We start from the raw sequence: 21167 nt of genomic DNA, 5'->3' as shown, positions 1-21167 counted from the left end.
TTTTGTTCTGAAATTCACAAAAAACAGAATAAAAAAAAATAGTTTTATGTAGTAATCTACATAATTTTAGAAACATAACGGACAATACATTAAGCTATTGCCATGGTTGCAATACTTATTTTTATATGTTTCGCTTGATTTAAAACTGCAATACAAGCTTCAAGTGTAGCTCCTGTGGTAATAATATCATCTACTAGAAGAATATGTTTGTTTTCAATAGTTGACGCGTTTTGTAAAGCAAATAATTCTTCTGAATTCATCCAACGAGAAATGCGCCCTTTTGTAGTTTGCGACTTGGTATTGGTGATTTTAACCAAGACATTATCTTTATAATCTGTGTTTAAAGCTTTTGCAATTTGTTGTCCGAACTTCGCCACTTGATTAAAACCTCTTTTTTTTAATTTGTTTTTATGAAGCGGAACAGGGATTACAATGTCAATATCTTTATAAGCTTCAACTTCTTTCAACTCACCACCAAGCCAATTGCCTAAGAAAAAACCAATATTGTCGTAGCCTTTGTATTTTAATCCGTGAATGAGTTGCTGTACCAATCCCTTTTTTTCAAACCTAAAAAGTGCAGTGCCGTTTTCTACTTTGGCACGTCCGTAAAGCACCTTCTTTATAGCATCGTTGTCATCAAAATGAAAATTGGTAACGGGTAAATCGTGTCTGCAATCTATACAAATCGTGTCTTCGTTGTCGTTTAATAAATTAAGACACGCATAACATACTTTTGGAAAGAATAAATTAACTACTGCTTTAAGCATTTTGCGAAATCGAGGATTATTACCAAAAATCAGTCTCAAATACACGAATATAAATATTTATTAATGAATTCGTCGCAAATTTTAACCAAGAACGCCTTTAGTTTAAAGCGGTTTTTTATTTTTGCACCTATGGCAAATCAAGACGATCAATTTAAGAAGGTAATATCGCATGCAAAGGAGTACGGATATGTATTTCAAAGTAGCGAAATTTATGACGGTTTAAGTGCGGTTTACGACTATGCACAAAACGGAGCAGAGTTAAAGAAAAACATACGTGACTATTGGTGGAAAGCCATGGTACAAATGAACGAAAATATAGTAGGTATTGATGCCGCTATATTTATGCATCCAACCACTTGGAAAGCTTCAGGGCATGTAGATGCGTTTAACGACCCATTAATTGATAATAAAGATTCTAAAAAACGTTATCGTGCCGATGTTTTAATTGAAGATTATTGCGCTAAAATTGAAGCTAAAATTGACAAAGAAGTGGCTAAAGCTTCAAAACGTTTTGGCGATGCTTTTAACAAAGAAGAATTCGTTTCTACTAACGGACGCGTAGTTGGCTATCAAGAAAAAATAAATAGTACGCTTTCGCGGATGGCAAAATCTTTAGAGAATGAAGATTTAGTTGATGTTAAAGCACTTATTGAAGAATTAGAAATTGCAGATCCGTTAACAGGAAGTAAAAACTGGACTGATGTTAAGCAATTTAATTTAATGTTTGGAACCAAGTTAGGCGCATCGGCTGAATCTGCGATGGATTTATACTTACGCCCAGAAACGGCTCAAGGGATTTTTGTGAATTTTTTAAATGTACAGAAAACGAGTCGATTAAAAATTCCATTTGGTATTGCACAAACCGGAAAAGCCTTTAGAAATGAAATTGTTGCAAGACAGTTTATTTTTAGAATGCGTGAGTTTGAACAAATGGAAATGCAGTTTTTTATAAAACCAGGAACTCAAAAAGAATGGTACGAGTACTGGAAAGAACATAGAATGAAATGGCATTTAAGTTTAGGTATGGGAGCCGATAATTATCGTTTTCACGATCATGAAAAACTAGCGCATTATGCTGATGCTGCTGCCGATATTGAGTTTAAATTCCCATTTGGTTTTAAAGAATTAGAAGGCATTCATTCGCGTACCGATTTCGATTTAAAAGCACATGAAGAACATTCAGGAAAGAAATTACAATATTTTGATCATGAGGATAATGCAAGCTATACGCCGTATGTGTTAGAAACTTCTATTGGTTTAGATCGTATGTTTTTAGCAGTATTCTCAAATTCTTTACAAGAAGAAGAACTCGAAAACGGAACAACGCGTACCGTTTTAAAATTACCAAGTGTTTTGGCTCCTGTAAAAGCAGCTGTTTTACCATTGGTTAAAAAAGATGGATTACCAGATATTGCTCGTAAAATTATAGATGATTTAAAATGGGATTTTAATGTAATTTATGATGAAAAAGATGCTGTTGGAAGACGTTATAGAAGGCAAGATGCTAACGGTACACCATTTTGTATTACTGTAGACCATGATACTTTAGAAGATAACACCGTTACTATTCGTCATAGAGATACTATGGAGCAACAGCGTGTGAAAATAGAAGATTTACGTGCTATTATTAAGCAAGAAGTAGATGTACGTTCTTGGTTGATGAAGATGTGAAATTCCTGCGAAATCAGTAATCTCAAAATAATAAATGATAAATAATGAGTTATAAATCCCAAACGCAATGTTTGGGATTTATATCATATACTAATTTGTCTATCAATTTGTTGGTCTAATGATATAAACGTTTCGGTTCGCGAAACACCAGAAATTGATTGAATTTCTTTATTAAGCAAATGCATTAAATGCTCATTGTCTTTACACAAAATTTTAATAAAAACACTCCAATTACCAGTCGTGTAATGGCATTCTAAAACTTCTGGTATTTTTTTTAACTGCCTTACCGCTTCAGGGTTACTCATGGCTTTATCTAAATAAATACCTATAAAAGCCATGGTGGTATAACCCAACACTTTTGGATTGATAATAAATTTTGATCCCGAAATTAACCCCGATTTTTCAAGCTTCCGTAAGCGTTGATGAATGGCCGCACCAGAAATACCGACGCCCCGTGCAATTTCTAATATTGGTGTTCGGGCATCTGCCATTAAAGCCCTAAGTATCTTTTTATCGATACCATCAATATGGATGTTTTGATTTATAACTTTCATTAATAAATTATTTATGTCATTTCCTTGAAGAAGGAAATCAAGTAGTTTTGTTTAATTTTAAAACATAAAAGTAAGGATTTGATTTTAAATTGAAAGGAGGTTTTGTGTAAGCTTTATAAAACTAGCTGAAACATTTGATTTGAATACTTGCTTTACTTTGTCAGAAAAAAAACATAACTTCGTTTAACGGCGGATATAAACCATATTAACAAACAGTTTATATCCGATCAACATTGTAGTTAATTAAGAAATAAATGAAGAAGAGTAATTCTATTAAATTATTTATTACCGACCTAGAAGATATTTTAGAAACGGCTATCAATATTTCATTATTTAAGTTTATAAATCCATCTCTATTTAAAAACTCCAACATACAGACTAATTCTCAAGAAGACCTCACTTACGAAAAAATTAAAAAGTTCAATGATAAAAACCTTATCTATAACCATTTATTAGTTAATGTTATTTCTATCATGGAAAGTTACCTGCATAATATACTCGTAGAGCACATAAAGAAAGATTCTTCCAAATCAATCAAATTTGTAGAAGAGTTTAATTTCCAAAAAAGTTTATCTCCTAAACATGTAATCGAAGGTCCTGAATCATTAACAATAAACACTTTGGAGGACGTTATTTATCATAACTTACCTAAAGTAAATACTTTATTCAAGATAATTTTCGAAATGGATATCCTTAATATTTCTAATATTGATATAAAAACTATTTTTTTAATAATTAAAGTTAGACATAGCATAGTTCATGATTCAAATAGAGTAAAAGAAAAGAAGTTTTATATCAGTTCACATACATTTATTGATTATTTGGATTTAATAGCTAATTGGTTAATGGAAATTGATTCCCTGATAATGACCAATCATACTCGGAAGAGAAAGACGAATTACTATTTAAAGTTTAATAAGGAATTAAATAAATATACGGACACGCCTCTTATCGAGCAAGGAAGTTTTCAATTGATGAGAGATGTGTTTTCCGATAAGAATAAAACATATGATGAAAAGAAAGAGTTTAAATTATAAAAACTAACTACAACATTGTATAAAAATAATGCTAATTTTAATGCTTAATCAAAGGTTAGTGCGTATTTGGTCACTCTGATTTTCCTGCGGAAAATCCTCGGACACAAAACCGCACTATTCTTATACGTAACCGTTAAACGAATCTCCAAGTTTTTCTGCGTTGGGGATTGAATGGTATATTTGAAATCCTTTTTATTTACTTAAAAACAAAAAGATTGAGTAGTGAAATACTTATATTCACGAATTCATTAATTTTAAATAAAAAACATTGAGTAAAGCGCGACCACTTACGCTGAGCGTAGTCGAAGGGTGGGTAACGTCCAAGAATTAATTATTTAATGGATTATACCCCAAATAAGGCACTTCTTTTTCGTTAAACTGAATACCAAAATCTTTTAATTCTTTTAAAATGGGTTGGTAAACTTCTTTAGTAATAGGCATTTGCACACCAGGAGTTGTTATTTTTTTATTTAATATAGCAAGTGTAGCAATAGCAACTGGTAAGCCAACGGTTTTCGCCATAGCGGTATAAGTTTGGTCGTCGCCAAGCGTAACCATTGTGGCGTCTATTTGGTGTTTTTTACCGTTAAGTTCGTATCCAAATTTATGGTACATAACAAGCATGTCTTTATCGTTTTCTTCAAGTGTCCAACTATCCATGAGTATTTTTTGAAGAATTTGAGCTGGTGTTGCTTTTTTAAGTTCTACTCTTTTATTAGCATTAAAAATATCCAGTTCTACAAGCTTGTCCCAAACAATATCATCTTGATCTATTTTAAGCGCATGCCTTAATTTTAATTCCACAGAATCTGTGGGACTATAGGTTAAAAAGGCATTAACAAAATCGCGATAGCTCATGTTTTCACTATCTTCAATGGTATAGCTATCGTCTGTCATTCCTAAGGTTACAAAAATATTCCACGCACGACTAAAACCAACACGACGCATGGTGCCGCGATATAATGTTTTAATATTATCTAATCCGTATACACTTTGGTATTTTAGAGAATCGCGGTTGGCATAAACTTCAAAACGCCCAAAACCATCAACTTCTAGAAATTCGGTGCGTCTAAACAAACGGTTGTACGGAATATATTTATAAGTGCCTTCTTGTAAAAACTTAGCAGCACTACCTTGTCCTGCAACAACCACATTTCTGGGGTTCCAAGTAAATTTATAATTCCATAAATTATTATCGCTTTCAGGTGCAACTAATCCGCCAGTAAACGATTCAAATAAAATAACGTTACCGCCTTTATCTCTAATGCTGTCTAAAACCTGCATAGCACTCATGTGATCTATACCAGGATCGACACCAATTTCATTCATTAAAACGAGTCCATTTGCTTTAGCGTCATCATTTAAAGCTTGCATTTCTGGGCTTATATAAGATGCCGTTACCATATGCTTTTTATATTGAATACAGTTTTTTGCCACTTCTATATGAAAGCGTGCAGGTAGCATAGATACTACAATATCTGTATTTTTAATTGCCTCAATACGCGAAATTTCATTAAAGACATCTAATGTAATTGCAGTCGCGTTTTTATGATTGCCAATTAGTTTTTTAGCGTTTTCTATATTGATGTCGCCAATAGTGATATAAAGATTTTCAGACTCAGATTTATCTAATAAATATTTTATAAGGAATGATGTAGATTTTCCAGAACCAATAACTAAAATCTTTCGCATAGTGAGATTTGTTGAGTAATTTTGTTTTTAAAATTAAGTGTGCTTTTAAGCGATTTAGTTTTGCGAATTTAATAAATATAAAAAGGATTTTTTACGAATAATCTATATAAATTATGAATAAGAAAATTTTAATTGCTGCATCCATATTAGGAATAATCAGCATTATTCTTGGAGCTTTTGGCGCACATGGGTTAAAAGCATTAATCTCGGTTGAATCTATTCAGACTTTCGAAACAGGTGTGCGCTATCAAATGTATCATGCTATATTATTGCTGTTTGTTGGGAATAGTTTGCTTGTAACCCAAAAAACAAAACGACTTATTTTTTACTTCGTATTAATAGGTGTGATTTTCTTTTCAGGCTCTATTTATGGTTTAGCAACTAATATATTAACAGCTTTCGATTTTAAAACTATCGCATTTATAACACCAATTGGTGGTTTGTTATTAATTTTAGCTTGGGTTTTTTTACTTGTTGATTTCTTAAAAATTAAGTCTAAAAATGATAATTAAATAATTTGTAGGGTTAAAATAATGTTTAATTTTGCAGAATAAATAATTTTTATAATAAACAATGGTAAATAACAACCAAGTTACGAAAACGATTGCGTTAGAATCTTACGGAATTAAAAATGCCAAAGTACATTATCAACTTTCATCAAAAGAACTCCATAACATTGCTATTGAAAAAGGGCAAGGTAAAGAAGCCTCGTCTGGAGCTTTAGCAGTTAATACAGGAGAGTTTACAGGGCGGTCACCAAGAGATCGATTTATTGTAAAAGATGATATAACTAAAGACCGCGTTTGGTGGGGTAATATTAATATTCCATTTGATGCCGATAAGTTTGATGTATTATATAATAAGGTTGTGGATTATCTTTCTAACAAAGACCTTTATGTAAGAGATAGTTTTGCTTGTGCTGATGAAAATTATAAATTGAATATTCGTGTTATAAACGAATATGCTTGGAGTAATCAGTTTGCATATAATATGTTTTTGCGTCCTACTGAAGATGAGTTAAAAGATTTTGCTCCAGAATGGACTGTAGTAAACGCTCCAGGTTTTATGGCTGTTCCAGATGAAGACGGAACACGTCAACACAATTTTGCTATTTTAAATTTTACTAAAAAGATTGCTTTAATTGGAGGAACAGGTTATACTGGAGAAATTAAAAAAGGTATTTTTTCTGCCTTAAATTTTATATTGCCAGTATTTAAAAACACATTACCAATGCACTGTAGTGCTAATGTTGGAGCAGATGGAGATACGGCTATTTTCTTTGGATTATCTGGCACAGGTAAAACAACATTATCTACAGATCCTAACAGAAGTTTAATTGGTGATGATGAGCATGGTTGGACTAACGAAAACTCTGTTTTTAATTTTGAAGGCGGTTGTTACGCTAAAGTGATTAACCTCTCCAGAGATAACGAACCAGAAATATACGATGCGATAAAAAAAGGAGCCATTCTTGAAAATGTTATTTTAGATGAAAATGGACATGTTAATTTTGAAGATACTTCTATTACACAAAATACTAGAGTAAGTTATCCGATAGATCATATTGAAAATATTAGAATACCATCTATTGGGAAAAATCCAAAAAACATTTTCTTTTTAACCGCTGATGCTTTTGGAGTTTTACCTCCAATTTCTAAGTTAACACCTAGTCAAGCAGCGTATCATTTCATTTCAGGTTATACGGCAAAAGTAGCAGGAACAGAAGCTGGAGTTGTAGAGCCAACTCCAAATTTTTCAGCATGTTTTGGTGCGCCTTTTATGCCGCTTCATCCAGCAAAATATGCCGAAATGTTAAGTAAGAAGATGAAAGAATCTGGAGTTAATGTTTGGTTGGTAAATACGGGATGGACAGGTGGCCCTTACGGTGTTGGAACAAGAATGAAATTAAAATATACACGCGCCATGATTAATGCTGTGTTAAATGGTGATTTAGGATTGTATACCTATGATAATTACCATATCCATTCGGTTTTTGGAGTTGCCCAACCAAGATCCTGTCCAGGTGTTCCAACAGAAGTTTTAAGTCCGCGTGCCACTTGGAATGATGATAAAGCGTATTATACAACAGCTTTTAAATTAACAAATGCTTTTCGTGAAAACTTTAAGAAGTTTGAAGAACATTGTAGTGAAGAAATTAGACGTGGTGGACCACAAAGGTATGCGTTCTAGTTTATTAAAAGAGTGACTAACTCAAAATAAAAAAGGGCAATTTTATTAAAATTGCCCTTTTTTTTATGTAGAATATAAGACAATTACTTACCTTTATTAGCTTTGTCAATATACTTTTGCAACGCCATAGTCATAGACGGTGTTTCTGGTGTCGGTGCAGCAATATCTACACGTAAACCTTTTTCTTCAACAGCTTTAATGGTAGTATTTCCAAATACTGCAATACGTGTTTCGTTTTGTTTAAAATCAGGAAAGTTTTGAAATAATGATTCAATACCAGATGGACTAAAAAACACAAGTACATCGTATGTTACATTTTCTAAATCAGATAAATCACTAACCACCGTTTTATAAAATGTAGCTTGTTTCCAATTTACACCCAAAGCATCTAGGGTACTAGGTACCTCTGGTTTTACTTTATCAGTGTTTGGTAATAAGAATTTTTCATCTTTATATTTTTTAATTAAAGGCGAAAGCTCAGAAAAAGTACGCTTACCAACATAAATTTTACGTTTTCTGTAAACTACATATTTTTGAAGATAGTATGCTACAGCTTCAGACTGACAAAAATATTTCATGGCATCTGGAACTTTAAAACGCATTTCTTCAGCAACTCTAAAAAAATGATCAACAGCATTTCTACTTGTTAAAATAATTGCAGTGTAGTTATTCAAATCTACTTTTTGTTGCCTAATGTCTTTTGCAGAAACACCTTCAACATGTATAAAAGGCCTAAAATCTATTTTAACCTTTTGCTTTTCTTGCAAATCAAAATAAGGAGAATTTTCTATTTTAGGTTCTGGCTGAGAGACTAAAATTGTTTTTACTTTCATATATACAAGTAGTTTATTTTGTTGCTTTAAGAAATAAACACCTTATATAAAATAATGTAGGGTGCGATTTCGAGAGCGCAAAGATACAAAATAAAATAAAACAAGTTGTGTTTTATTGCGTTTTGATGTGTTTTAAATGAAGTAATTACACCAAAAACATTAACAATTAATAATAACGCAATTATTGCATAAAAAAGGCTTAATGTTGGCTTAATTGCGAAAATTAATAAAGCGTTAATTGGAATTAATAATAGACCTAAATAATTCTTATAACTGATTTTTTGAAACAGGTATTGATCTATTAATTTATCAATTTCAAAAAGACTCGCTATTAAACGCTCAATAAGGACTTTTATTAAAATGAAGGTGCCAATACCAAAAACTAATTTAAAAAGTATATTAATAGAAATTGTTTTAGTCTCTGCTACATATTGATAAACTAAAAAGCTAAAAATTGATGCCGAAATAACTAAGTTGGAAAATAATAAGGCATCAAACTTATCTAAAAATTTTTGTTCTTTGGCATATATTTTAAGGTATTTAGAATTTCCTAAAATATAAATGAAATCACCAAAACGCTGTGGCGCAACTAATTTAGCTGCTGCAATAATGGTAAGACCTATAACCATTAAAATTGTAAATAGCTCGTTTGAGATGATGTCGCGATACATGCCCTAAAATTATTATAAATATTCGCACTTTACGTAAATTATTAAGGAATATTTAAAAAAAATAAACTTTGAAATAATGTACATTTGCTAAAAATATTACATTACAATATATTATCAAATGCAAGATACGGTTGTTATAATACCAACTTACAACGAAATAGAAAATATTGAAGCTATTATAAGAGCCGTTTTTTCTCAGTCGGATAATATTCATATCCTTATTGTTGATGATAATTCTCCAGACTTAACAGCTTTAAAGGTTAAAGCACTTCAAGAAGAATTCCTAAATAGATTATTTTTAAAAATACGTAAAGAAAAAGCAGGATTAGGAACCGCATATATTCACGGGTTTAATTGGAGTTTAAACAAATCGTATCAGTACATTTTTGAAATGGATGCAGATTTTTCTCACAATCCAAAAGACTTAATAAAGCTTTATAAAGCCTGTAAAGATGATGGCGCAGATTTAGCCATTGGATCTAGATATATAAATAATAAGGTAAACGTTGTTAATTGGGATATGAAACGATTGCTCATGTCTTATTTAGCTTCAAAATATGTGCGTGTAATTACGGGAATGCGTATACACGATACTACCGCTGGTTTTGTGTGTTATAAAAGAACCGTTTTGGAAACCATAGATTTAAGTAAAATTAAGTTTATAGGTTATGCGTTTCAAATAGAAATGAAATTTAAAGCCTATTTAAAGACCTTTAAAATAACTGAAGTCCCTGTGATATTTACCGATAGAACACGAGGCGAATCGAAACTAAGCTCAGGTATTATCTCTGAAGCTGTTTTTGGAGTAATTTCAATGAAACTGAAAAGTTTATTTAAAAAATAAAAAGTATAAAATGACATTAAAAACTACACTTATTAAAAATGCCAACATTGTAAATGAAGGTAAAATTTTTAATGGCGACATATTAATTGAAGGTGATTATATAAAAGAAATAAACACGTCTATTAGTGCAAAATCTGCCGATGTACATGTGTTTGATGCCGAAGGGAAATATGTGCTTCCTGGTGTTATTGACGATCAAGTGCATTTTAGAGAACCAGGTTTAACACACAAAGCGAATATTGGAACCGAATCTAAAGCAGCTATTGCAGGTGGAATTACCTCGTTTATTGAGATGCCAAATACCAATCCGCAAACCACAACTATTGAAAAATTAGAAGAAAAGTTTGAGATAGCTGCAAAAACATCATCTGCAAATTACTCGTTTATGTTTGGCGGAACAAACGATAATTTAGATGAAATTTTAAAAGTTGATGCTAAAAATGTAGCAGCATTAAAGCTGTTTTTAGGGTCTTCAACAGGAAATATGTTGGTTGATAACCCTGAGGTTTTAGAGAATATTTTCTCTAAAACCAATTTATTAATAGCCGTACACTGCGAGGACGAAGGTACAATTAAAGCTAACTTTGAACGATTTACAGAAAAATATGGCGACGATATTCCTATTAAATATCACCCAGAAATACGAAGCGAAGAAGCATGTTATTTGTCGTCTTCAAAAGCTAATTCGATAGCTAAAAAAACAGGGGCGCGATTGCACGTGTTTCATTTGTCAACAGGAAAAGAAACTGCTTTGTTTGATAATAAAACACCTTTAAAAGATAAAAAAATTACTGCTGAGGTTTGTATACATCATCTGTGGTTTACAGATAAAGATTACGATGAAAAAGGCACACTTATTAAATGGAATCCTGCAGTAAAAACACAAGCCGATAAAGATCAACTATGGGAAGCTTTATTAGATGACAGGATTGATGTTATAGCTACAGATCATGCACCGCATACTATTGAAGAAAAAGAAAACGTTTATAGTAAAGCACCTTCTGGTGGGCCGTTAGTACAACATGCTTTACCTGCGATGCTAGAAATGCATCATAAAAATAAAATTTCAATAGAAAAAATAGTAGAGAAAATGTGTCATAACCCTGCTATTTTATTTCAAATTGAAAAACGCGGATTTATAAAAGAAGGCTATTTTGCCGATTTAGTTTTGGTAGATTTACACCATCCGTGGACAGTAAAAAAAGACAATATTCTTTACAAATGTGGTTGGTCTCCGTTTGAAGGTACCACCTTTAAATCGAGAATTACGCATACCTTTATAAACGGTAGTTTAGCCTATAAAAATTTTAAGTTTTATGATGTTAATGCCGCAAAACGATTAACTTTTAATAGATGATTTTAAAACGATTATTAGTCTATCTTACAATTGTATTAACGGCAACTGCTTGTTATAAATACGATAAGCCTAAAAAGCCTAAAAATTTAATTTCGAAGGATAAAATGGTTAATATTATAATGGATGTAAGATTGCTATCATCTGCAAATGGAATGAATAAAATAACTTTAGAAAAAAATAATTTGCAGGCTGAAACATATATTTATAAAAAGTATAATATAGATAGTTTGCAATTTGCTTTAAGCAATAATTACTACGCCTATTATGTTGATGATTATAAGGCTATTTATGATAAGGTTGCAGATAGTTTAGATGTCTTAAAAAATAAGTTTACTGATTTAGCAATTCAAGAGGAACAAGAAAAAAAGATTAAAGATTCCATTCAAAGTATTATAAAAAAAGACTCAATACTTATTTTTAAATTAAAAGACCATATAAGGCTACTAGTAAAAAAAGATTCTTTAAAACCTTTAATTAAAAAAGATTCTATTAGGTTAATAAAGATGAAAGATTCTTTAAATATGCTAATTAAAAAAGATTCTGTAACTAGGTTTAATCTAAAAAAACCAAAAGAAGAAGGGTTAATTACACCTGTTTCAGATATAGACTTCCAATAGTAGTGATACTTTTCTTTACAGGAGTAAATTCAAAATCTAGAACACCTTTAATTTTAGCATGACTATAATTAGTTTCGGTATTTAACGATACTACTAATTGTTTTGTTAACTGTCTTCTTTTACCAGTTAATTTATGTATTAACCAATCAAGTCTCCATGCCCATTGTAACAACCAAAGTTTAGCTTTTTTTTTAGGCAGTTTTGCATTTACAGCTTTTGCCATAGTTTGTAAAAACTGTTGGTAAGTCCAATTTTCAGCAACTAAAATAAAACGTTCATTTTTTATATCACTTTTTAAAAGCGCAATCATAATCGAAACAACGTCTTTTACATCAACTAACCCAATAGTTCCAGAGGTGTAATATTTTATTCCTTTATGCGCTTTTTTAAATAAATTTCCACTACCATAAAGCCAAATGCCTGCGCCTAAAATAACACCCGGATTTACAATAACTACATTTACACCTTCTTGTGTAGCTCGCCAAACCTCCATTTCTGCACCATATTTTGTAATAGCATACACACTATTGTCGTCTTCAGGATTCCATTTGGTGTTTTCTGTAATTGGTGCATTGTTTATAGAATTGCCTACAGTTGCAATGGAACTTACATAACATAATTTTTTAATGTTGTTTGAAATGCAAAGATTAACAACATTAGCGGTGCCTTCAATATTAGTACGACGTAAAAGATGATATTTATTAGGTTCAAAAGACACAAAAGCAGCACAATGATAAACGTATGTTACATCGTTAAAAACATCAGATAATAGTGGAATATCTAAAATATCGGCTTGAATCCATTCAATAGATTTAAAAAGTAATTCGTAATTTTCAGTATAACAGGAAAACACCTGCTTTACATTATCAAGTTTACTTTCTGTTCTATAGATAGCTCGAACTGTTTCGTTATTACTAATAAGTTTGTAAAGCAAATGTGCACCAACTAATCCTGTACCTCCAGTAACTAAAATCATGCAACTAAAGTAAAGAATTATTCATAATACAAGAGTAATTATACATTGATTTTTATCTTTGCCGTAGTTTATTAAAAATATGATATAATGATAAAGAATTTTGTTGAAGAATTAACATGGAGAGGCATGATACATACTGTTATGCCAGGTGCAGAAGAACATTTAATGGAAAGCATGCGAAGTGCGTATGTGGGTTTTGATCCTACTGCAGATTCTTTACACATTGGTAACTTAGTGCCTATTATGTTATTAGCTCACTACCAACGTTGTGGACACAGGCCAGTGGCTTTGGTTGGTGGTGCAACAGGTATGATTGGTGATCCTTCAGGGAAATCTAACGAACGTAATTTGTTAGATGAAAAAACGCTGAGACATAATCAAGAATCTATAAAAAACCAATTAACACATTTTTTAGATTTTGAAAGTAATGCTGAAAATGCTGCGATTTTAGTGAATAATTACGATTGGATGAAAGACTTTTCATTCCTAGAATTTATTCGTGATGTAGGCAAGCATATTACCGTAAATTATATGATGGCAAAAGATTCTGTAAAAAATAGAATCTCGTCTGAATCATCAGAAGGGATGAGTTTTACAGAGTTTACTTATCAATTAGTACAAGGTTACGATTTTCTTCATTTGTATAAAGCGAATGATTGTTCAATTCAAATGGGCGGAAGCGATCAATGGGGAAATATTACAACAGGAACAGAATTGATTAGACGCGTTGGTGGCGGAAAAGGATTTGCTATCACTTGTCCGTTAATTACTAAATCTGATGGTTCAAAATTCGGGAAATCTGAAGGTGGAAATGTTTGGTTAGATGCTAACAGAACTTCGCCATATAAATTTTATCAATATTGGTTAAATTCCAGCGACGAAGACGCTGAAAAATACATTAAAATATTTACGTTTTTAACTGAAGAAGAAATTAATGGTTTAATAAAAGAACATGCTGAAGCACCACATTTACGTGTGTTGCAAAAGCGTTTAGCTGAAGAAATTACAGAAATGGTACATTCTAAAGACGATTTAGATAATGCTGTAAAAGCTAGTGCTATTTTGTTTGGTAAATCTACAAGTGATGATTTAAAACAACTTAATGAGCAAACCTTTTTAGATGTATTTGATGGCGTGCCGCAAACAGAAATTAAGCAATCTGATATTGAGAACGGACTAGATATTATTGCTGCTTTAGCAGAAAAAGGAGGGTTTTTAAAATCTAACGGAGAAGCGCGTCGTGCATTAAAAGAAAATTCTATTTTGGTAAATAAAGAAAAAGTAAAAGATGATTATAAAATTACTACCAAAGACTTAATTAATAGTAAGTTTGTTTTGCTGCAACGTGGTAAAAAGAATTATTTTATTTTAAAAATTGTATAAAACAACAAAAAGCCTGAGTTAAAACTCAGGCTTTTTTTAACCAACCAACTAAAAAATTAACTTTTCTTTTTCTTAGCTGTTTGTTTTGTCGAAAGGGTTACAATAATCTTACAGAGGATTATAATTTTTTTAATTTGAAATTATAACACCATCAAATTACAACCTCGAATATCTGAATTATCAAAACGACCAATAACTTCAAATGCTCCATTTTTATAAGTTCTTCCTAAATCTTGTGTGGCAACAAATGAGCAAGAATTAATATTAGCTAAGTCTATTACATTTATGCCGCCAGTTTTTCCAGATTCTTGAATAGTCAATGCATCTTCAGTATCACGTGTTAATATTTGCATCCAATTAGGGCAATTAAAGATACCGTTGCCTTTAGAGTAGGCTTGACTTAAAAGCTCGGTCATACCATATTCGCTATGTATGGTTTCAACGCCAAAACCAGCTTTTAGTTTTTTGTGTAAATCTACTCTAATTAATTCTTTTCGTCTGCCTTTCATGCCACCGGTTTCCATAATAAAGGTGTTTTTAAGATTGAATTGATAGGTTTCAACTAAATCCAATAAAGCAAAAGATACTCCAATTAATAACACCTTTTTTCCATCAGCATCTAATTTAATTAAAGTGTTTTTTAATTCTGAAATATTATTAAGATAGAAACCACTTTCTGTGTGTTTCGAGTGCAAAATCATAGCATTTGCCATGTAAATTAATGATGAACCTTCACGTTCTAAATAAGAAGGTAAGAGTGCTAAAACCACATAATCTTCAACACTACCATAAAATTGTTGAAAACCCTTAGTGAAACTTTGTTCGTAAATTTTCAAGTCAGTTATATGGTGTTTGCTCGTTAAATTTCCAGTAGTGCCAGAACTTGTAAACGTAGTTTCAATATCATCTTTGTTACTTAATATTTTATGTGATTTAAAAAACTGAATAGGTAAAAAAGGAATATCTTGAATCGTTTTAACATCGCTTGGGTGTTTATAAAGTAAATCGCAAAATGACCTATAAACACGATTATTATTAAACTGATGTTTAAAGATTTGCAAAGCTAAATCTTCAAATTCCGTTTGATTTTTAATATTAAAAATGGCGTTACTATCTATCATTTAATCGTAGTTAGTTCGAGTTAAAATTATTCTGTAATTTTGTCTTCGATAACATAAACAAAAGTATATAAAATTAAAAAGCATTGCTATTAGCAATGCTTTTAAAAAAAATATTTAGATAAAATTACTTAATCACCAATTTTCGTGTCTCACTTATATTGCTTTCAGTAATTTTTAAAATATAAACGCCAGTACTTAGCTTCGATATATTTAATTCTTTGCCTATTAATACAGTTGACAAAATTTGTTTTCCTAGGGCATTAAAAATTTCAACTTTTTTAGTTAAGCTGTTTTTAGATGTAATATATATAAACTGTTTTCCGTTATTAACAGGATTGGGGTATATGGAAAGCCCTTCAATGTTTTGTTGAGTAGACAGATTAGAATCCCTTGTTTGTGTAAACCCCAGTTGAGGTACAAAAAACATTAAAGTAAAAAGTATAATAAAAAAGTAGTTTTTTTCCATAGTAAGCTTTCAATGTTATAAAAGTAATAAATTACTTCAAAAGTTATACCAAAAAAATGTTAAAGATTTAGACATTTCATCGAAAGGTTAAATCTGTGTAAGTTGTATGTTACCTTAATGTTATTTGTTTTTATGTTTTAATATAGTTATGTTATTAGTTTTATCTTTGACCTAAGAAAGATAGAATCTATTGTTTTATAATGAATAAAAAAGACATTAAAATACTTTTAGTTGATGATGAGCCAGATATTTTAGAGATAGTTGGTTATAATTTATCAAATGAAGGCTACCAAATTATTAAAGCCGAAAATGGAGCTCAAGCCGTTAAAAAAGCTAAAAAAGAGTTACCTCATTTAATTATTTTAGATGTGATGATGCCAGAAATGGATGGTATTGAAGCTTGCGAAATTATTCGTAAAAATCCAGATTTAAAAGAGACTATCATCACTTTTTTAACAGCAAGAGGCGAGGATTATTCTCAAGTCGCTGGGTTTGATGCTGGAGCCGACGATTATATTACAAAACCCATAAAACCAAAAGTTTTGGTAAGTAAAGTAAAAGCACTTTTACGTCGCTTTAAACAAGATGCCAAAAGCACAACACTTAAAATAGGCGATTTGGTTATTGATAGGGATGAATATAAAATTATTTTAAAAGGAAAAGAAATTATTTTACCACGAAAGGAATTTGAATTACTATCTTTATTAACCTCTAAACCAGGAAAAGTTTTTAAACGCGACGAAATTCTTGATAAAGTTTGGGGAAATGAAGTTATAGTTGGAGGAAGAACTATTGATGTGCATATTCGTAAATTACGTGAAAAAATAGGAGATGATAGCTTTAAAACTGTTAAAGGTGTTGGTTATAAGTTTGTAGATTAATATTTTAAATATTTGAAATTAAAAAGAACATATCGTTTTGCGATTAAAACATCGCTGTATATAACACTTTTTATAACGCTCTTAATGAGTGTTTTTTTATATGCATTTTATTCAATTAATTGGTTGTTAGTTTTTTTATTTGCATTAGCTTGTTATCTCTTCTCATTTATAGTTATTCAGTTAAGAGCTGAAAAATTCATTTATAAACGTGTTAAAAAAATATACGACGATTTAACACTTTTAGAATCAGCTAGTTTAACCAGAGGTTCTATTACAACCGATATGGGAACACTAACTAAAGAGATTGATAGATTTGCCCGTGATAAAAAATTAGAAATAGAAACGCTTAAGGTTCGAGAAAAATATCGTAAAGAATTTTTAGGCAACATATCTCACGAATTGAAAACACCGTTGTTTACTGTTCAGGGTTATATTTTAACTCTTCTAGATGGGGCTATAGATGATAAAAATATAAGGAAAAAATATCTTGAGAGAGCTAATAAAGGTGTTGAAAGACTCAGTTATATTGTAAAAGATTTGGATATGATTACCAAGCTAGAAATTGGTGATTTAAGCCTGAATATTGAAGTGTTCGATATTGTAGAATTGGTAAATAACGTGTTCGATATGTTCGAAATGCGGGCACATAAAAAAAACATAACCCTAACTTTTGATACTGATTATAGAACCCCCATTTTGGTTAATGCCGATAAAGAGCGAATACAGCAAGTGTTAGCAAACCTTTTTGTAAACTCAATAAAATATGGGAGGGAAAAAGGAACAACAGAGATTAGTATCGAAAATTTAATAAAAAATAAGGTTATTGTTAGAGTAACAGATAATGGAGAAGGCATTGAAAAAAGGCATTTACCACGCTTATTTGAACGCTTTTTTAGAGTTGATAAAACAGGAAACAGAAAAGTTGGAGGCTCTGGCTTAGGCTTGTCTATTGTAAAACATATTATTGAAGCTCACGACGAAAAAATATATGTAGAAAGCGAATTTGGTGTAGGTAGTGAGTTCTCATTTACGCTCGAAAAGGCTAAATAAATCTTTAAAATTAGCTTTAAAATCAAAAGATTTCAACCCAATAAAAGCATTTAACTTTTTAAGTTTATGTAATGTAAATTCATCTTGATTACAACTAGGTACAAGATTTAATTCGGTTAATCGTTTTGCTAAATATTCTTGTTCAAATTGCCCAGGCGTAGGTATAAAAAAAGCTTTTTTATTAAGTTTTGCCAAATCCAAAATAGTAGTGTAGCCAGATCTAGAAATAATCATTGCGCTTTCATTTATCGTTTTTTCGAGTAAATCAGAAGTCATAAAATTATAAACAGTTATGTTTTTTATAATCTGTATAGTTTGTTCTTCTTCCATAATTCCTTTTACAAAAACAATCTTATTAGGGTAGTTTTTAAATTCTAATAATAACTTTTCTTCAAGTAAAGTACGTTGTGGCTCAGGACCCGAAAGTAAAACCATAATATCATTTACAATCTTTATATTTTTCTTTTCAAATCTGCTTAAAGGACCTAAATATTTAGTAGCTAAGTCAAAATTATCAAGATGCCCTAATTTCCCGCTTAAATTGGGCTCGTTTTTCATATCTGGAACCCAACAAACACTAAATTTCTTAATAAATTTTTGATGGATTTTTGTGCTTAACCAAGTCGTGTTTCCGCTTAAAACATGTAATTGGTGTGTTATAAAAACTGAAGGCACTTTTTTACTATAAATACCTAATCGATTATCAGAAATAATTCCAGAAATATTATATGTTTCAATAATATCCTTTACGGCTTTCTTCTCCGCTTTGATAGCCTTTAATAGCTTAGGGGAATCTTTTAGTAATTTTAATTTAAAATGCTTTCCTTTTTTTGCATAAGTTATGTTATAGGCAGGCAGTTCAATCGAAGAAAGTTTTGGGAATTCCTTTTGTAATAGTTTTAAAGCAACCCCATCGCTCGCAATTATGGGTTCGAAATCGTAAGCTAATAATGCGTTAATAATAGGGATACATCTTGTAGCATGTCCTAATCCCCAGTTTAAAGGAGCTATTAAAATTCGTTTTTTCATTTTTCAATATGTCGTTCCATATCTCGTTACTTTGCTTTGGTATCACTCAGCACAAATCATTTAGAGTAAGTGAGTGGGTTTTGCTACAACTTTTTTATTTTAATTCAAATATTATGAAAGGAATAAAAAAAGATACAGCATAAATCTTTAACACCATTTTCAGTAAATTCAAAGATAAGCATATAAACACTCTCGTATATTTCCTTAATTTTACCAAATATTTAAAAAACAAGTAAAAATCTGTGGGAAGCAAAAATAAACTTAGAAGATTTAAAGAAAACGAAGCTTTTGCTAATGTATTTCAGCCAACAAGAGATGAATTAGTTAGTTCAAATTTCAATTTAAAGGGCAATTGGAGAACAGCGGTTTTTAAAAATGATAACCCATTAGTTTTAGAGTTAGGTTGTGGTAAAGGAGAATATAGCGTTGCATTAGCCCAAAAATATCTCAACAAAAATTTTATAGGCATCGATATAAAAGGTGCGCGTTTTTGGAGAGGTGCTAAAACCGCTATAGAAGAAAATATAAATAATGTTGCCTTTCTTCGAACTCAAATCGAGTTGATAGATCATGCTTTTGCTGAAAATGAAGTGGACGAAATTTGGATAACCTTTCCCGATCCCCAAATAAAATACAAACGTACCAAACACCGCATGACGAACGCTGAATTTTTAAAACGATACATAAAATTTTAAAACCAGAAGGCGTTGTGAACCTTAAAACTGATAGTGAGTTTATGCACGGATATACACTTGGGTTACTGCATGGCGCTGGACACGAAGTGCTTTACGCTAACCATAATGTGTATAAACAAGAAGGCAGTCCAGAAGAAGTTACAAGTATTCAAACCTTTTACGAATCACAATATTTAGAGCAAAACAAACCAATTACGTATATTAGGTTTAAAATTAACGGTTAGTGGATATTACTTTTATCTTTTTTTTAGGATTATTTATAGCTTTAGTTGGTGTTATTCCTCCAGGGTTGTTAAACATGACGGCCGCTAAAATAAGCTTGAAAGAAGGACATTCAAGAGGTATTGTGTTTTCTATTGGGGTTTGTGTTATTGTAATTGCTCAAACTTATATTGCCGCTATCTTTGCAAGATATTTAAGTAATCATCCAGAAGTTATAGACATACTCCAGCGAGTAGCATTTGTTATTTTTGTTTTAATAACCGTTTATTTTTTATTTGTTGCTAAAAATCAACCAACAAAACAAGCAACACCAAAAATGAGAAGTAAGCATAGTCGCTTTTTTCATGGCATATTTTTGTCTGCAATAAATGTTTTTCCTATACCATATCAAGCTTATATGACAATTACCTTGGCATCGTTTGGATGGTTGAAATTTGATCAAACAAGTATTGTGTCGTACGTTGCAGGAGCAGCCACAGGGACATTTGTTATGTTATATATGTATATTTTCTTTTTTGATAGAATAAAAGAAAAGTCGTTTACATCACAAAAAAACATGAACCGTATTATTGGTGGTATTACAGGCATTATTTCTATAGTTACACTAATAAATATTATTAAAGAGTTATAGTATGAAAACTGAAACTTTAAATTTCTTTGATAAAGTTTACCAAGTGGCTCGATTAATTCCTTACGGAAAAGTAACAAGTTATGGGGCTATTGCAACCTATTTAGGTGCTGCCAAAAGTGCGCGAATGGTTGGTTATGCCATGAACGGGTCTGGGAGTAAAGACGTGCCGGCGCATCGTGTTGTAAACCGAAAAGGCTTGTTAACTGGGAAGCATTATTTTGATGGTACTAATTTAATGCAACAACTTTTAGAAAGCGAAGGTGTTGAGGTTGTTGAAAACCAAATTAAAAACCTTGAAAGGGTGTTTTGGGATCCTTCAAAGGAATTGTAATTATTCCCTAATTTCTATAAGTTTACAAATAATTTCAAGTCTTTATTTCACATAAATAAACCTAATTACTATATAAATCATTTCAATAAAAGGACTTTAAATTCTAAACAATTCACTGTATATTTGTACTTTAGAATAAATCTAAATTG

The 21167-nt window shown here is 31.0% G+C and carries 21 protein-coding genes and 1 pseudogene; 13 read left to right on the top strand and 9 right to left on the bottom strand.

Annotated elements, in window-relative coordinates:
* Positions 1-89: 89 nt before the first annotated feature.
* On the bottom strand, positions 90-767 hold the full coding sequence (locus RG22_RS06560; protein WP_034041889.1) for a ComF family protein: 678 nt from the start codon (positions 765-767) through the stop codon (positions 90-92).
* Between the two features lie 129 nt (positions 768-896).
* Between RG22_RS06560 and RG22_RS06555 the strand changes: the two genes are divergently transcribed.
* Positions 897-2438, top strand: coding sequence for a glycine--tRNA ligase (locus RG22_RS06555; protein WP_034045821.1), 1542 nt, complete (start codon positions 897-899; stop codon positions 2436-2438).
* Positions 2439-2521: 83 nt separating this feature from the next.
* On the opposite strand, the gene RG22_RS06550 is transcribed toward RG22_RS06555, so the two are convergent.
* Positions 2522-2992 (bottom strand): Lrp/AsnC ligand binding domain-containing protein, encoded by a 471-nt coding sequence (locus RG22_RS06550; RefSeq protein WP_034041888.1) that lies wholly within the window; start codon positions 2990-2992, stop codon positions 2522-2524.
* Between the two features lie 254 nt (positions 2993-3246).
* On the opposite strand from RG22_RS06550, the gene RG22_RS06545 reads away from it, so the two are divergent.
* On the top strand, positions 3247-4029 hold the full coding sequence (locus RG22_RS06545) for a hypothetical protein (RefSeq protein ID WP_034041887.1): 783 nt from the start codon (positions 3247-3249) through the stop codon (positions 4027-4029).
* Between the two features lie 327 nt (positions 4030-4356).
* Here RG22_RS06545 and RG22_RS06540 read toward each other — a convergent pair whose 3' ends face one another.
* Positions 4357-5721: a saccharopine dehydrogenase family protein gene (locus RG22_RS06540; protein ID WP_034041886.1), complete on the bottom strand. Its 1365-nt coding sequence runs from the start codon at positions 5719-5721 to the stop codon at positions 4357-4359.
* A gap of 113 nt (positions 5722-5834) precedes the next feature.
* On the opposite strand from RG22_RS06540, the gene RG22_RS06535 reads away from it, so the two are divergent.
* Together RG22_RS06535 and pckA are read left to right on the top strand one after the other, a co-directional pair.
* Positions 5835-6233 carry a DUF423 domain-containing protein gene (locus tag RG22_RS06535; protein ID WP_034041884.1) on the top strand — a complete coding sequence of 133 codons (399 nt, stop codon included), beginning with the start codon at positions 5835-5837 and terminating at the stop codon, positions 6231-6233.
* A 61-nt stretch (positions 6234-6294) separates the two neighbouring features.
* Positions 6295-7911: a phosphoenolpyruvate carboxykinase (ATP) gene (gene pckA, locus RG22_RS06530; protein WP_034041882.1), complete on the top strand. Its 1617-nt coding sequence runs from the start codon at positions 6295-6297 to the stop codon at positions 7909-7911.
* An 83-nt stretch (positions 7912-7994) separates the two neighbouring features.
* On the opposite strand, the gene RG22_RS06525 is transcribed toward pckA, so the two are convergent.
* The gene (locus tag RG22_RS06525; RefSeq protein ID WP_034041880.1) at positions 7995-8744 is read right to left on the bottom strand and encodes a uroporphyrinogen-III synthase; all 750 of its coding nucleotides are present in this window, start codon (positions 8742-8744) and stop codon (positions 7995-7997) included.
* Between the two features lie 26 nt (positions 8745-8770).
* Positions 8771-9415 (bottom strand): DUF4271 domain-containing protein, encoded by a 645-nt coding sequence (locus tag RG22_RS06520; protein ID WP_034041878.1) that lies wholly within the window; start codon positions 9413-9415, stop codon positions 8771-8773.
* A 118-nt stretch (positions 9416-9533) separates the two neighbouring features.
* Here RG22_RS06520 and RG22_RS06515 point away from each other — a divergent pair, with 118 nt between their 5' ends.
* The 3 genes from RG22_RS06515 to RG22_RS17250 are packed head-to-tail and all read left to right on the top strand — an operon-like array spanning position 9534 to position 12233.
* Positions 9534-10259 (top strand): polyprenol monophosphomannose synthase, encoded by a 726-nt coding sequence (locus tag RG22_RS06515; RefSeq protein ID WP_034041876.1) that lies wholly within the window; start codon positions 9534-9536, stop codon positions 10257-10259.
* Between the two features lie 10 nt (positions 10260-10269).
* A complete protein-coding gene (locus tag RG22_RS06510) occupies positions 10270-11616 on the top strand; it encodes a dihydroorotase (protein ID WP_034041874.1) in 1347 nt (448 codons plus the stop codon).
* On the top strand, positions 11613-12233 hold the full coding sequence (locus RG22_RS17250) for a DUF4296 domain-containing protein (RefSeq protein WP_052143665.1): 621 nt from the start codon (positions 11613-11615) through the stop codon (positions 12231-12233). The genes RG22_RS06510 and RG22_RS17250 overlap by 4 nt, the downstream gene beginning before the upstream one ends.
* Here the strand turns inward: RG22_RS17250 and RG22_RS06500 are convergent.
* Positions 12202-13209 (bottom strand): NAD-dependent epimerase/dehydratase family protein, encoded by a 1008-nt coding sequence (locus tag RG22_RS06500; RefSeq protein WP_034041872.1) that lies wholly within the window; start codon positions 13207-13209, stop codon positions 12202-12204. The two genes, RG22_RS17250 and RG22_RS06500, sit on opposite strands and share 32 nt — an antisense overlap.
* An 87-nt stretch (positions 13210-13296) precedes the next feature.
* On the opposite strand from RG22_RS06500, the gene tyrS reads away from it, so the two are divergent.
* Positions 13297-14592, top strand: coding sequence for a tyrosine--tRNA ligase (tyrS, locus tag RG22_RS06495; RefSeq protein WP_034041870.1), 1296 nt, complete (start codon positions 13297-13299; stop codon positions 14590-14592).
* A 140-nt stretch (positions 14593-14732) separates the two neighbouring features.
* Here tyrS and RG22_RS06490 read toward each other — a convergent pair whose 3' ends face one another.
* Together RG22_RS06490 and RG22_RS06485 are read right to left on the bottom strand one after the other, a co-directional pair.
* Positions 14733-15713 carry a LuxE/PaaK family acyltransferase gene (locus RG22_RS06490; protein WP_034041868.1) on the bottom strand — a complete coding sequence of 327 codons (981 nt, stop codon included), beginning with the start codon at positions 15711-15713 and terminating at the stop codon, positions 14733-14735.
* A 124-nt stretch (positions 15714-15837) separates the two neighbouring features.
* Positions 15838-16179 (bottom strand): T9SS type A sorting domain-containing protein, encoded by a 342-nt coding sequence (locus RG22_RS06485; RefSeq protein WP_034041866.1) that lies wholly within the window; start codon positions 16177-16179, stop codon positions 15838-15840.
* Between the two features lie 200 nt (positions 16180-16379).
* On the opposite strand from RG22_RS06485, the gene RG22_RS06480 reads away from it, so the two are divergent.
* Both RG22_RS06480 and RG22_RS06475 read left to right on the top strand, forming a co-directional pair.
* Complete coding sequence (locus RG22_RS06480; protein WP_034041865.1) at positions 16380-17060, top strand: response regulator transcription factor; 681 nt, start codon at positions 16380-16382, stop codon at positions 17058-17060.
* Between the two features lie 84 nt (positions 17061-17144).
* A complete protein-coding gene (locus RG22_RS06475) occupies positions 17145-18110 on the top strand; it encodes a sensor histidine kinase (RefSeq protein WP_081997687.1) in 966 nt (321 codons plus the stop codon).
* On the opposite strand, the gene RG22_RS06470 is transcribed toward RG22_RS06475, so the two are convergent.
* A complete protein-coding gene (locus tag RG22_RS06470; RefSeq protein ID WP_034041861.1) occupies positions 18084-19139 on the bottom strand; it encodes a glycosyltransferase in 1056 nt (351 codons plus the stop codon). The genes RG22_RS06475 and RG22_RS06470 overlap by 27 nt on opposite strands.
* A gap of 242 nt (positions 19140-19381) precedes the next feature.
* Between RG22_RS06470 and trmB the strand changes: the two are divergent.
* The 3 genes and pseudogenes from trmB to RG22_RS06455 all read left to right on the top strand — a co-directional run bounded on the left by trmB (position 19382) and on the right by RG22_RS06455 (position 21018).
* Positions 19382-20058 (top strand): annotated as a pseudogene (gene trmB, locus RG22_RS06465) (tRNA (guanosine(46)-N7)-methyltransferase TrmB).
* Positions 20058-20687, top strand: a complete 630-nt coding sequence (locus RG22_RS06460; RefSeq protein WP_034041859.1) for a LysE family transporter — start codon at positions 20058-20060, stop codon at positions 20685-20687. Before trmB ends, RG22_RS06460 begins: the two are co-directional and overlap by 1 nt.
* 1 nt (position 20688) lies before the next feature.
* Entirely contained in the window at positions 20689-21018 is a 330-nt protein-coding gene (locus RG22_RS06455; RefSeq protein WP_034041857.1) for an MGMT family protein, read from the top strand.
* Positions 21019-21167: the final 149 nt, after the last annotated feature.

Source organism: Wocania ichthyoenteri Th78 (genome assembly GCF_000789235.1).
GTDB classification, from domain to species: domain Bacteria; phylum Bacteroidota; class Bacteroidia; order Flavobacteriales; family Flavobacteriaceae; genus Wocania_A; species Wocania_A ichthyoenteri.
The sequence above is the reverse complement of the archived record's forward strand: the minus strand, read 5'-3'. Positions and strand labels throughout refer to the sequence as shown.